Genomic DNA, 13347 nt, shown 5'->3' on the forward strand with positions numbered 1-13347 from the left:
AATTAAAATTAAAACGATGAAACAACGAATTATAAAAGTACATCCTGCCGATAATGTACTGGTAGCCCTGGTTGATTTAAAAGCTGGTGAAAATGTCGAATATAAAGGCGATACTTATACAGTAACTGACTTTATTCCGGCAAAACATAAATTTGCCGTTACGGATATTCCGGAAGGCGGCGAAATTATCATGTACGGAGTTTTAGTAGGTAAAGCGCAAAGCCCTATCCCAGTTGGTGGTTTGTTATCTACCGGTAATGTAGTACACGCGGCCAACAGCTTTTTAACCGGCACCAGCCATACCGACTGGCACAAGCCAGATGTAAGCAAATGGCAAAGCCAAACATTTAACGGCTATCACCGGGAGGATGGTAGTGTGGGCACGGCCAATTACTGGCTGGTTGTACCAATGGTGTTCTGCGAGAATCGCAATATTGAAGTATTGCAGGAAGCGTTGGTAAAACCCTTGGGTTACGGACGAAAGAAAACTTACGAGATAAAGGCCCGGCAGTTGATAGGCATGATTAAAGCCGGCAGAGAGATTAATGAAGTATTGTATACCGAAATTGACGGAGATACAGCCCAGGCAACGGGCAACAAGCTGTTTCCGAATGTTGACGGTATCAAGTTTTTATCGCATACCGGCGGTTGTGGAGGCACACGGCAAGATTCAACTACCTTGTGCGGTTTACTGGCAGGTTATATTACCCATCCTAATGTGGCAGGCGCTACAGTATTAAGCCTGGGATGCCAGAATGCCGAGGTGAAGACGTTGCAGGAAGAGATCAGTAGACGCTCGCCAAACTTTAATAAGCCATTGTACATACTGGATCAGCAAAAAACCGGGAAAGAGGCCGATCTGATGGAACTGGCCATCCGGCAAACTTTAGCCGGCCTAATGCAGGCCAATACAAACGTTCGTAAGCCGGCGCCGTTAAGTAAGCTTGTTATAGGGCTGGAATGCGGGGGCTCTGATGGTTTTTCGGGCATTTCGGCAAACCCTGCAATTGGTTACACCTCAGATGTGCTGGTGGCACTGGGCGGTTCGGTTATCCTGGCCGAGTTTCCTGAACTATGCGGTGTTGAACAAAACCTGATTGACCGTTGTTTGGATAAAAATGATGCCGAACGTTTTGCCAGCCTGGTAAGTAGCTATAGCCAGCGTGCCGAAGAAGCAGGCTCTGGCTTTTACATGAACCCATCGCCGGGCAATATAAAAGATGGTTTAATAACCGATGCCATCAAATCCGCCGGAGCTGCAAAAAAGGGCGGTACATCACCGGTGGCAGATGTGCTTGATTATCCTGAAAAAGTTACCAGGCCCGGTTTAAATTTGCTGTGTACCCCCGGTAATGATGTGGAATCAACCACAGCCGAAGTAGGTTCGGGGGCTAATATAGTTTTATTTACAACCGGTTTGGGTACGCCAACCGGCAACCCGATAGTTCCTGTTGTTAAGATAGCCACAAACACCACCTTATTTAACCGGATGAGCGATATCATCGACATTAATACAGGTACGATAGTAGAAGGCGATGAAACCATTGAACAGGCAGGAGAAAGGATCCTGGACTACGTAATTAAAGTGGCAAGCGGCGAAATTGAAGTAAGCGCGGTAAGGCATGGCCAGGACGATTTTATTCCCTGGAAAAGGGGCGTATCCTTATAGGTATAATTTGTTAAATGTTTTTAAACTTATAATGAAGTATATGCCCACCCGTCATGCTGGAGTAACTACCCCGCTTAAGCGGGTAGTTACTCGTGACATAGGGCTAAATCCCAGTATAGTTCAAAGGCGTAATCTTTTTCAATTCATCTTTCACATTATCTGTCACATCCAACCTGTCCACAAACTCTGCAATAGTTTGTGCGTTTATCTGCTGATTGGTGCGGGTAAGGTCTTTTAGTGCTTCGTATGGATTAGGGTAGCTTTCGCGCCTTAATATGGTTTGGATAGCTTCGGCAACTACCGGCCAGTTTGCTTCCAGGTCGGCAGTTATGGCGTCCTGGTTAAGTAATAGTTTGTTTAAACCTTTAACGGTCGATTTTATGGCGATTAAAGTATGAGCTACAGGGACGCCGATATTGCGCAATACTGTCGAATCGGTTAAGTCGCGTTGCAACCTCGATATCGGTAACTTAGCAGCCAGGTGTTCAAATAGCGCGTTTGCGATACCTAAGTTACCCTCCGAGTTCTCAAAATCAATAGGATTAACTTTATGTGGCATAGCCGACGAGCCTACTTCGCCTGCTTTTATTTTTTGCTTAAAGTAATTCATGGATATGTAAGTCCACATGTCACGGTCAAGGTCAATCAGGATATTGTTAATCCGTTTTAAAGCATCGCATTGGGCTGCAAAGTTATCGTAATGCTCAATCTGGGTAGTAAACTGCGACCGGCTCAATCCTAATACGTCATTCACAAAATGATTTCCGAAAGCTTTCCAATCCTTAGCGGGGTAAGCAACATGGTGCGCGTTGAAATTGCCCGTAGCGCCCCCAAATTTGGCTGAGTATTTTACTGATTTTAAAATCTCCAGCTGGCCTTCAAGCCGCTCTACAAAAACCTCAATCTCTTTGCCAAGTCTTGTTGGCGAAGCTGGTTGTCCGTGTGTATGCGCCAACAATGGGATGTTTTTCCAATCGGCAGCATAACCTTTTAATGTATTAATTAGCTGGCTAATGGCAGGGTAGTAGGTATTGTTTATAGCAAGCTTAAAGGTGTAGGGGATAGCAGTATTGTTGATATCCTGAGATGTTAAACCAAAATGGATAAACTCTTTAAAAGCATCTAAACCGCCTAATCTATCAAACTCATTTTTGATAAAATATTCCACAGCTTTCACGTCGTGGTTAGTAATTTTCTCAATCTCTTTGATGCTTTGGGCATCCGCTTCGGTAAAGTTTTTATAAATATCGCGTAACTTTTCTACCAGATTAACATCAAAACCCTGTAACTGAGGCAAAGGATATTCAACCAATGCGATAAAATACTCAATCTCGACAAATACACGGTATTTGATCAGGGCGTATTCAGAAAAGTAATCGGCAAGTTCGGCGGTGGTGTTTCGATAACGGCCATCAATTGGCGAAATTGCAGAAAGCGGAGAAAAGTTCATTGAAATATAATTTTTTGCAAAGATAAGCATTTAGATGCGCAGATGATATTAGATGTGCAGATGTGCAAATTTCAGGTGTGCAAATTTCTGAAACGGTGTCCTATTTTAAAATTCTCGATAGTCGTATCAAAATATGTAGCAGTTATTTGACATCTGGAATTTGAAATCTGCACATCTGTAATGTTTGTCTGAAAAAAGTCATTTCGTTTGGAAACTTTGAAATCAAAAAATGTTTCCTTAGTTTTGACCCGGAAAGTCAATGAGTCAAATAGAAAGAATAATCGAAGGGGGCGAAGAGCTGTTTTTAAAAGCAGGTATCAAGAGCGTAACCATGGACGATATAGCCAGGCACCTGGGTATGTCGAAAAAAACGATATACCAATTTTTTAAGGATAAAAACGAGCTGGTAACAGCATTGGTAACCAAAAAGCTGAAGGAAGATGAAGAGCAGATGATTGAGTTCATCAATAAATCTTCTAACGTGATTGAGGAAATGATCAACATGACCAAATGCTCTGAGGATATGTTTTCACGCATCAACCCGATAGTAATTCATGATATGCAAAAGTATCATCCTGATGCATGGAAGGTTTTTCAGCAATTTAAATCGGAGGTTTTGATTAGTACGTTGGAGGAGTTGTTGACCAAAGGAATTAAACAAGGTTATATAAGGCCCGAGATTGACCCCAAAATAGTAGCCCGTATGCGGGTGAATACGGTAGAGCTTGGGTTTAACACTACCATATTCCCGGTAGCCGAATTTAATACCTGGAAAGTGCAGGTGCAGTTTTTAGACCATTTTAATTATGGCATTTGTACCCTTAAGGGGTACAAACTTTTAAACCAGTACAGGAATATTAAAGAAGATTAATTTAACACTGCTGACATAAGGCTGTCATAATCAGCCTGGATATTTGAGGCATAATAGATGAAAAATCACCAAACAACTATATATACAATGAAATATTTACTTTTTACGGCCACATTTTTGGGTGCCGTAGCCTTTAAAAGCTATGCCCAGGAAACGCCACCTAATAATCAGACCTTTAATTTTAGCGTTCAGGAGTGTATAAATTATGCCCACGAGCATCAAACTGCGGTAGTAAATGCGGGCCTGGATATTAAAAGCGCGGAGTATAAGATAAAGGAAACAACAGGAATAGGTTTGCCGCAGATTGCTGCATCGGCATCTTTTCAGGATTACTTGAAAACACCATCTATTTTGTTTCCTAACTCTTTAAATGGCTTGTATGCTGTGTTACATCAGGAAGGTGTGAAGGACGGGAAAGGTAACCAAATAGAGGCCAAAACATTTCCTGATGTTAATTTCAGTATTTACCAGAAATATAACAGCAACTTGGGTTTAACTTTAAACCAGATAATATTTGACGGAAGTTATTTAGTAGGATTGAAAGCATCGAAAACTTATAAGGAACTTTCTGTACGAAGCTTAGTCAGTACTAAAATAGACGCATCTGTAGCAGTTACTAAAGCATATTACCAGGTTTTGGTAAGTAACAGGCAAATAATACTTTTAGATGCCAACATCACACAGCTTAAGCAGCAATTGGACCAAACGGTTGCACAAAACAAGCAAGGTTTTGTAGAAAAAATTGATGTAGACCGGATTACTGTTCAATATAACAATTTGATTACCAATCGAGAAAATGTTTTACGGATGTTGGTATTAAACTATCAGGTTTTGAAATTTCAGATGGGAATGCCCATTGAAAGCGAATTAGTACTTAAGGATAAACTTGAAGATATCAATATAGATAGTAGCATTGCCGATGCAAGCGTAACATCAGACACCGCTTTTTACCATAAAAGAATTGAGTATAATTTGTCAGAAACTAACGTTAAATTAAATGAACTTGATTTAAAACGCAGAAAATCTGCCTTCCTTCCTTCTTTATCGTTAAACGGTAGTACAGCAATTACTTATCAAAACAACGATTTTAGCAAATTATATAGTGCGAGCTACCCATCAACCTATTTCGGTTTAAGTTTAAGCATCCCAATCTATAATGGCGGGCAACGCATTAACCAGGTTAGGCAAACGCAAATTACACTGTTAAAATCAAGAAACGATTTATATAATCTTAAAAATCAGTTGAGCCTGCAAGCCAATCAGGCCCGTATTACTTTCATTAATGGTTTGCAATCCTTAAACAATCAAAAGGCCAACCAAACTTTGGCTCAGGAAGTTTTAAGGGTTTCCAAAATAAAATACCAGCAAGGGGTAGGCTCAAGCATCGAGGTTACACAGGCACAAACCGCCCTTGAAGATGCTGATAACAAATATATACAAGGATTATATGACGCGCTGGTAAGCAAGGTTGACCTTGACCAGGCATACGGACGTATTCAATAAAACACAAACTAAACTCACTATATAAAAACGACATGAAAAAAATATTATACATACCGGCTGCATTAGTTCTTTTGGTTGCAGCCTGCACCAGCAAACCAAAAGATAAAAAAACCGAGCTTGCTGATTTGCAAAAACAACAAGCCGAAATAAACGCCAAAGTTGTTAAACTACAGGCCGAAGTGGGTGGCGCCGATTCGGGTAAAACTACCGATGTAAGTGTTGTTGCTATAAAGACCGGTACGTTTACCAATTATGTGCAAATACAAGGTAAAATAGATGCACAGGATAACGTAACAGCTTACCCGCAAACTGCTGGTACTATTACCGGTATTTTTGTGAAAACAGGCGATCATGTAAGTAAAGGTCAAACACTTGTCCAACTGGATAACAGTGTAATGATGCAAAATATAGCACAGAGCGAAACGCAGGTTAGTTTAAATCAAACTTTGTTTGATCGCCAGAAAAATCTTTGGGATCAAAAGATAGGCACCGAAGTTCAGTTTTTACAGGCACAGGCCAATTTGCAAGGCAGTAAAAAAGCTTTAGATGCATTGAAGAAACAGTCGGCTTATTTTCGCATTGTATCGCCAATAAGCGGTAGTATAGATCAAATGGACCTTAAACTGGGCCAGGTTGCCAGCCCAGGCCAAAATGGTATCCGTATTGTTAATGCCGATGTATTAAAGGTTAAAGCTGATGTGCCTGAGTCTTACTCAGGAAGTGTAAGCACTGGTAACGAAGTAAAGATACTGGTACCTGATGCAAATGATTCACTGGTTACTAAAGTAACTTTTGCAGCTAAAGTTATTGACCCCAGCTCGCGCAGTTTCGGTGTCGAGATTAAATTGCCTGTGCGTAAAACCTTACGCCCTAACATGACCGCCATCATTCAAATTGCCAACTACAACAAGGCAAACACTATTGCAATACCTGTGAAGGCTATTCAAAAATCAGAAGAAGGTGACTATGTATTGTTAAATGCCAATGGCGTTGCCAAACGGGTTAATGTAAAATCGGGCAGCACCTATGGTGGCCAAACAGAAATATTATCAGGTTTAAAGGCCGGCGATCAATTGATTACCGAAGGTGCAACGGATATCGAAGACGGCGATAAGATCAAAGTTTTAAATTCTGCTAATTAAATATTAATCATTTGATCTGTCAATTATGAAAGATTCAACTAAAGAATTCGGCCCCTCCAGTTGGGCCATCGATAATAAGACCGCCATATACGTGCTCATATTTTTGATCTCGGTATTAGGTCTTATCAGCTATAACAGTTTGCCAAAGGAAAACTTTCCAGATATAGCGCAGTCAAAAGTATTTGTTACCACAACTTTTGCCGGCCAATCGCCTCAAAATATAGAGAACCTGGTTACCAGGCAGATAGAGAAGCAACTAAAATCATTAAAAGGGTTAAAAAAGGTTACTTCCAACTCGGTGCAAAATGTATCTATTATTACTGCCGAATTTCAGGCAAATGTTTTAATAAAAGATGCTAAGATCGATGTGAAAGATGCCGTTGATAAAGCAAAGCAGGATTTACCGCAAGGCGACGTGAATTTGAAAGAATCGGTAATATCTGATATTAACGTTGCCGATCTTCCTATTTTATACATCAATATATCTGGCGATTATGACCTTAAAAAGCTGAAGGAATATGCCGATGTGTTAAAGGACGAGATAGAGAGCTACAAGGAAATATCCAAGGTTGACGAAATAGGTGCTTTAACACCCGAAATTCAGGTTAATGTTGATATGAACAAAATGGCGGCAGCTCAGGTTAGTTTTAGCGATATTATCCAGGCAATCGGTAACGAAAATATTCTGTCGTCTGTTGGTACCATCAAAACGGATGGCATCCGTCGTAGCATCGATATAAAACAGGATTTTAAAAATGCCGACCAGGTAGCTGCTATGGCTATCAGGAATCCTAAGGGGCAGGCTGTTTACCTAAGGGATATAGCCGAAATAAAAGATTCATTTTTAGAGCAGGAAACTTACGCGCGCTTAAAAACTCCCGATAATCCTAAATTTAAAAATGTAATTACCTTAAACGTAAGTAAAAGGGCTGGCGAAAACTTAATCCAGGCATCTGATAAAATCAATGCGCTGATAAAGCTAAAACAGAAAACGGTTTTCCCAAAGGGTTTAGCTATTACAGTAACCGGCGATCAATCAGACAAAACGCGGACGACGCTAAATGACCTGATCAATACCATCGTAATTGGTTTTATGTTGGTAACCATTATCCTGATGTTTTTTATGGGCACAACTAATGCCATATTTGTGGCGTTATCGGTACCATTATCATGTTTTATTGCTTTTTTAATAATGCCAGCCATTGGGTTTACATTGAACATGATTGTATTGTTTTCGTTCCTGCTGGCCCTGGGGATTGTGGTGGATGATGCTATTGTGGTTATTGAAAACACGCACCGTATTTTTAATAACGGTAAAGTACCTATTAAACAGGCGGCTAAAATGGCGGCAGGTGAGGTGTTTTTACCAGTATTTTCGGGAACGATGACTACGTTGGCACCATTTATTCCGCTTGCATTCTGGAATAGCCTGATTGGTCACTTCATGTTCTTTTTACCAATAACGCTTATAATTACGCTACTGGCGTCATTGGTTGTAGCTTACATCATGAACCCGGTGTTCGCGGTCGATTTTATGAAACCCCACGTTGAAGGAGAGCATGATAACCCTAAATTTGATAAGAAAACAACTCGTGCTGTACTAATTATGGGAGTATTGGCTATTATAAGCTATGCTTTATTTTTTGCCGGTATCTGGACAATGGGTATGGGTAATTTAATTGCCCTGGCTATAATTTTATACCTTATTAACCACTTTGTTTTACTAAGGGTGATTGATAAGTTCCAAAACAATGTATGGCCGAGGTTTCAAAAATGGTATGCCAAATGGTTGGAGCGGGCAGTTAAAAGACCTGTGATTGTCCTGTTAGGAACATTCGCCTTATTTGTATTTGCCATATTTTTAATGGTTGTAAGAGGCAAAACACCCGAGTTTTTCCCATCGGGCGATCCGAATTTTGCTTATGTATACATTGCCATGCCTATTGGTACCGATCAGGCTACCACAAACGAGGTTACTAAAAAGCTGGAGCAGCGTGTTGCCCAGATAGTTGAGCCAGATAAAGATATCGTGTCGTCGGTAATATCAAATGTTACCAAAGGTGTAACTGATCCTACAGATGAAGATCAGTTAGACTACGAAAACAAAAGTAAAATTACCGTTGCTTTTGTTGAGTTTGGTAAACGCGAAGGTAAAGATACCAAAGCCGTTTTAAAAAGAATACGCGATGCTGTGCAGGGTGTACCGGGAGCCAGAATTTCTGTAACACAGGAAAATAGCGGCCCGCCGGTGCAAAAAGATATCAGTATCGAACTCATTGGCGATAACCTTGATTCGCTGGTAAAAACCGGTAACCGTTTAAAAAATTACATTGCTAAACAAAACATTGCCGGTATTGATAACCTGGTAGCAGATGTACAAAGCGATAAACCTGAAATTGTTTTTGACATTGACAGAGAAAGGGCTAACCGTGAGGGTATAAGTACAAAAACCGTTAATGATAACCTGGGGGCTGCAATTTTTGGTGCTAAGGCCGGAGATTTTAGAAACACCAAAGAGGATGATTACCAGATTAAAGTAAGAGCACTTGAAAGCCAGCGGAGTAATATTGATGAGTTGAAAAACTTAAAGATCACCTATCGTGATTTGGCCACAGGTGGTTCAATAAGGCAAGTGCCTATATCTGCCTTTACCGATGTTAAGTATACCAATACTTACAGTAATATTAAACGTAAACAGCAAAGGCGCGTATTGACATTAGGATCAAACGTTATAAAACCTTACAATGCTAACGAAGTAAATGCAAGCATATTAAGGGCAATTGGCAATTTTAAACATGCAGATGATATTATCATACGCCAGGGTGGTGGCCAGGAAGATCAGCTGGAAGCAGTTACATTCCTTGGTGGCGCTTTAGCTACATCATTTGGTTTGATCCTGATCATCCTGATGATTCAATTTAACTCCATAGGTAAAACGTTGATCATCATCAGCGAAATCTTCTTCAGTATAATAGGGGTATTATTGGGCGTAAGTATCTTCGGTATGACTATGGCCATCGTTATGACTGGTGTAGGTATTATCGCACTTGCTGGCGTGGTTGTGCGAAATGGTATCCTGCTGGTAGAGTTTACGGATATGTTGATTGAGCAGGGCGCGAGCGTTCACGATGCCGTAGTTGAAGCGGGCCACACCCGTATGACGCCGGTATTGTTAACAGCAACTGCAGCCATATTAGGTTTGATCCCATTGGCAGTAGGTTTCAATATCGATTTTGTGGAGATGTTCACCCACTTTAAGCCACACATTCACTTTGGTGGCGATAACGTAGCCTTCTGGGGTCCTTTAGCCTGGACAATGATCTTCGGTTTAGGCTTTGCTACCATCATCACCCTGATCCTGGTGCCATGTATGTACCTTATCCGTTATAACCTTAAAGCAAGGCTTTTCGGGAAAAAGGAGGAGAAGCATATTCCGGTTTTAGAAGCAGAGGAAGTTTAACTTTTTAAACTACTAATAAGAATGGCCGCCCTGGAATTTAACAGGGCGGCTTTTTTGTGCTTAATATATAGGCAAGCAAGTTTATATCCTGTTTACATCCATTCGGACGCGAAACGGTTAAACTCGTTTCTAAGGTCTATAAACATCCGGTCTTCTGTAAAATAATCTTCCGCAAGCTGGTTGTATGCCATAACGGTTGCTTCGTCAACATATGTTGTGGTTGCCTTTAGCTCATGCTGCAGTAAGGTCATGTTGGTATGGATGCGGTGCTTTAAATTGTCAAGGTAATCACGATGGATGATTAGTTGGTTTTGAAAATATTCTACTTTTTCCGAAACCTCTTTCCCAGTGTTATCACCGGCAATTTCTTCTAATCGTTCCTGTAGAAAGCCAAGTTCCAGTTCGTAAAAACCAAGTCCTCTTAACCAGGCGTTGTGTGCAAAATTCAAATGTTTGATACTGATATTTTTCATGCATCAAGGTTAGGAACCATTGCCCGATAAAAAAATGACATATAGCACTTCATTTTATGAGGTTGAACAGTAATTAGTTCCCGCCTTTACACACTATCCTGTCCTTGATGTATGTGCATTTATTATGTTTATTTTTTAAATAAATAATTTATATTAGCCTTGAACATTAAACATCGTCACAATTATTTATGCCTGAATTAGTTGAAGTTCTTGAGTTTTTAGATAACTCGGGAAGTGTAATGGTAAAGCGGGTTCCGGATAACGGACCGACAGAAATCAAATGGGGCGCGCAACTAACTGTACGCGAAACGCAGGAAGCCATATTTTTTAGGGATGGCCAGGTAGTAGACGTTTTTGCGGCGGGGCGTTATATGCTGGAAACGCGTAATTTTCCGGTGATCACAAAATGGGTTACGAGTTTTGCTTATGGCCCTAATTCACCGTTCCGCGCTGAGGTTTATTTCACCAATAAAAAACTATTTACTAATCTGAAGTGGGGCACGCAAGAGCCAATTTTATTTGCTGACCGCGACCTGAAAATGGTACGCTTACGTGCTTTTGGTAATTACACCATCCAGATATCAGATTCCCGCGTGTTTGTAAATCAAATAGTAGGTACAATGGGCATGTACCAGGATGCCGATATTGCCGATTACTTAAAAAATATTATTGTATCTAAACTAACCGGGATACTTGGAAAACAAGCACAATCGGTGATGGATCTGCCTTCAGCTTATGATTCCATTAACGAAAATGTAAAAACAGCGCTACAGACCGATTTTCAGGATTTGGGTTTATCATTGCACAATTTTTACGTAGGTTCAATTTCTGTGCCTGAAGAAGTTCAGGAGATGATAGATCAACGATCGGGTATGTCGGCCCTGGGTAATATGGATGAGTTTATGAAATACAAAATGGCCATGTCAATCCAGGATGCTGCAAATAACGTCAACGGAATTGCAGGACAAACGGTAGGCGGTGGGGTTGGGCTGGGCATGGGTTTTATGATGCCGCAAATGGTTCAGCAGGCTATGGCACCGGCTATACAGCCTAGTGCTTCAATGCCTGAACAGAAATCCCCTATCGAAAAACTCAAGGATCTTAAAAGTCTTTTGGATTTGGGGATTATCACCCAAGCTGAGTTTGATCTAAAGAAAGCACAATTGTTAAGTCTTATATAACCTTATCCACTTATGACGAATAGTCATCCTTACGAACTGTTTGCTGCTGCCAGCCAACTGGTTCAGCAACAATTACTATTTGACGCCATGCGGCAGTTCATGGACATTACCCGGCTTTATCCAGACCATGAACTGGCGGATGATGCCTTGTATAATGCCGGGCTTTGTCATTTTCACATGAATTCCTTTAAGTCCGCCATCCTTATTTTTCGCGAGCTCATTCAGAACTATCCGGATGCCACAATTTATCCGGATGATAATACCAGGGAATTCGGCCGTACGGCCGCTAAAGCTCATTATTCCATCATCAACTGCTATTTGGGATTGAACGAGGTTGAGGAAGCAAAAAAGGAACTGGCCATACTCAGTGATTTTGATGATGCATATGTTTTCTCTGCAATGAACGAAACTATCAGCTACAAAAACCTGGGACTGATTGCTATACAAACATTTGAACAGCTTAAATAAATGGAACCGGCTACTACACAACCCCTAAGCGGCAGCAATGCCTGCAGCAATTGCGGAGCAAACCTCGAATACGATTTTACAACAAATACCAATAAATGCCCCTATTGCGGAAGCGCTTTTACGACGAGCAAATCAACTGAGCATCCAACAACCGGGCCGGCACCTGATGCAGGCTGCATTCGTTTCAGGAATGACCTTTCAAAATTCAGGGATGCGGTAATTAAGTTTCTAAGCAGCGGCGATAAAACGCCCGTCAACCTGTTATTCGAAGCGGAGTTCCTGCCCGTCGAGCAGATATATGTTCCGTTTTATCAGTTTAGTGGTACCTATACTGGTTATTATAACACGATTGATAATAACGGAAAAGTACTTAGTCAGAACACTCCGCTTAGTGGCAATTTTTCAGTTTCGGTTTATGGCGGTGAAAGTAAGGCGGAGGGAGAAAACATGGCGGTCTTTGCCAATCGTGTCGACAAAAAGCTAATAATTCCAGTTAATGCTATCCAAACAGACGGTATTAAATTAACTGATAGCCAACCGGAACAAAAAGCCTGGGATAATTTGGGCCAGTTACAAGCGGCTAACCAGGTTTATAGCGAACTTACTCATGCTGATCCGGCGCATAAACATCAACACTATTTAAAATATGACACTAAATCGGCCAGTAAATTTTATTACCCCGGCTGGCGGGCAGTATATTATTACCATGGGAATGACTACGCCATTTACATGGACGATGTGACCGGGGAACTAAACGGCAGGAGACCGGCTGATGCCAGTTTCGAACCTCCTCAACAATCGACGGTTTATAAAAAATATCTGTTATTCGGCTTAGGGCTTTGGTTTGGTGTCCTGGTTTTACGCGCTGCATTGACAGCATTTGCCGGAGATTATTTTGACTTCAAGAATCACTCTTTAAATAACATCATTTTTAGTGAGCCCGTAGGGTTTTATTGGTTGTTACGCGGCGCGTTTTTTCTGGGCTTGCTCCCGCTATTGATGGTAAAGGTACTGTATAAAAAGACTGTTGCAAACTATTACGCCGCGCTAGCCCGGGTACGGAGCGGTAACCTCGACCTTTTAGCATCAGGGAGGAAATCCATCAAATTTCGCCAAATACGTTAAAGTTC

General features: G+C 41.1%; 10 protein-coding genes. 8 read left to right on the plus strand and 2 right to left on the minus strand.

The annotated features are described in order from the left end of the window. The first annotated feature begins 16 nt into the window (after positions 1-16). Positions 17-1669, plus strand: coding sequence for a UxaA family hydrolase (locus AC1DU2_RS11220; RefSeq protein WP_477384416.1), 1653 nt, complete (start codon positions 17-19; stop codon positions 1667-1669). 103 nt (positions 1670-1772) lie between these two features. On the opposite strand, the gene purB is transcribed toward AC1DU2_RS11220, so the two are convergent. Beyond that, positions 1773-3119 carry an adenylosuccinate lyase gene (gene purB / locus AC1DU2_RS11225; RefSeq protein ID WP_477384418.1) on the minus strand — a complete coding sequence of 449 codons (1347 nt, stop codon included), beginning with the start codon at positions 3117-3119 and terminating at the stop codon, positions 1773-1775. A gap of 259 nt (positions 3120-3378) precedes the next feature. Here purB and AC1DU2_RS11230 point away from each other — a divergent pair, with 259 nt between their 5' ends. From AC1DU2_RS11230 to AC1DU2_RS11245, 4 genes are all read left to right on the plus strand, one after another. Next, on the plus strand, positions 3379-3990 hold the full coding sequence (locus AC1DU2_RS11230; protein WP_477364150.1) for a TetR/AcrR family transcriptional regulator: 612 nt from the start codon (positions 3379-3381) through the stop codon (positions 3988-3990). Positions 3991-4077: 87 nt separating this feature from the next. Continuing rightward, positions 4078-5493 carry a TolC family protein gene (locus AC1DU2_RS11235; RefSeq protein WP_477384420.1) on the plus strand — a complete coding sequence of 472 codons (1416 nt, stop codon included), beginning with the start codon at positions 4078-4080 and terminating at the stop codon, positions 5491-5493. A gap of 32 nt (positions 5494-5525) precedes the next feature. Next, entirely contained in the window at positions 5526-6635 is a 1110-nt protein-coding gene (locus AC1DU2_RS11240) for an efflux RND transporter periplasmic adaptor subunit (protein WP_477364157.1), read from the plus strand. Between the two features lie 25 nt (positions 6636-6660). Beyond that, positions 6661-10095, plus strand: coding sequence for an efflux RND transporter permease subunit (locus tag AC1DU2_RS11245; RefSeq protein WP_477364159.1), 3435 nt, complete (start codon positions 6661-6663; stop codon positions 10093-10095). Between the two features lie 92 nt (positions 10096-10187). Here the strand turns inward: AC1DU2_RS11245 and AC1DU2_RS11250 are convergent, their stop codons facing one another. Continuing rightward, positions 10188-10568 carry a hypothetical protein gene (locus AC1DU2_RS11250; protein WP_477384422.1) on the minus strand — a complete coding sequence of 127 codons (381 nt, stop codon included), beginning with the start codon at positions 10566-10568 and terminating at the stop codon, positions 10188-10190. A gap of 188 nt (positions 10569-10756) precedes the next feature. Here AC1DU2_RS11250 and AC1DU2_RS11255 point away from each other — a divergent pair, with 188 nt between their 5' ends. From AC1DU2_RS11255 to AC1DU2_RS11265, 3 genes are read left to right on the plus strand one after another with little or no spacing between them, the layout of a single operon-like run. Further along, the gene (locus AC1DU2_RS11255) at positions 10757-11749 is read left to right on the plus strand and encodes an SPFH domain-containing protein (protein ID WP_477384424.1); all 993 of its coding nucleotides are present in this window, start codon (positions 10757-10759) and stop codon (positions 11747-11749) included. Positions 11750-11761: 12 nt separating this feature from the next. Continuing rightward, entirely contained in the window at positions 11762-12217 is a 456-nt protein-coding gene (locus AC1DU2_RS11260) for a tetratricopeptide repeat protein (RefSeq protein WP_477384426.1), read from the plus strand. Then, the gene (locus AC1DU2_RS11265) at positions 12218-13342 is read left to right on the plus strand and encodes a TFIIB-type zinc ribbon-containing protein (RefSeq protein ID WP_477384428.1); all 1125 of its coding nucleotides are present in this window, start codon (positions 12218-12220) and stop codon (positions 13340-13342) included. Positions 13343-13347: the final 5 nt, after the last annotated feature.

This window comes from Mucilaginibacter sp. P4_C11, from assembly GCF_056402115.1.

Excerpts from the sequence above, each read along its gene's own strand:
- AC1DU2_RS11255 (WP_477384424.1), top strand. The coding sequence starts at position 10,757 with ATGCCTGAATTAGTTGAAGTTCTTGAGTTTTTAGATAACTCGGGAAGT.
- AC1DU2_RS11220 (WP_477384416.1), top strand. The coding sequence starts at position 17 with ATGAAACAACGAATTATAAAAGTACATCCTGCCGATAATGTACTGGTA.
- AC1DU2_RS11235 (WP_477384420.1), top strand. The coding sequence starts at position 4,078 with ATGAAATATTTACTTTTTACGGCCACATTTTTGGGTGCCGTAGCCTTT.
- purB (WP_477384418.1), bottom strand. The coding sequence starts at position 3,119 with ATGAACTTTTCTCCGCTTTCTGCAATTTCGCCAATTGATGGCCGTTAT.
- AC1DU2_RS11230 (WP_477364150.1), top strand. The coding sequence starts at position 3,379 with ATGAGTCAAATAGAAAGAATAATCGAAGGGGGCGAAGAGCTGTTTTTA.
- AC1DU2_RS11245 (WP_477364159.1), top strand. The coding sequence starts at position 6,661 with ATGAAAGATTCAACTAAAGAATTCGGCCCCTCCAGTTGGGCCATCGAT.
- AC1DU2_RS11260 (WP_477384426.1), top strand. The coding sequence starts at position 11,762 with ATGACGAATAGTCATCCTTACGAACTGTTTGCTGCTGCCAGCCAACTG.
- AC1DU2_RS11240 (WP_477364157.1), top strand. The coding sequence starts at position 5,526 with ATGAAAAAAATATTATACATACCGGCTGCATTAGTTCTTTTGGTTGCA.
- AC1DU2_RS11250 (WP_477384422.1), bottom strand. The coding sequence starts at position 10,568 with ATGAAAAATATCAGTATCAAACATTTGAATTTTGCACACAACGCCTGG.
- AC1DU2_RS11265 (WP_477384428.1), top strand. The coding sequence starts at position 12,218 with ATGGAACCGGCTACTACACAACCCCTAAGCGGCAGCAATGCCTGCAGC.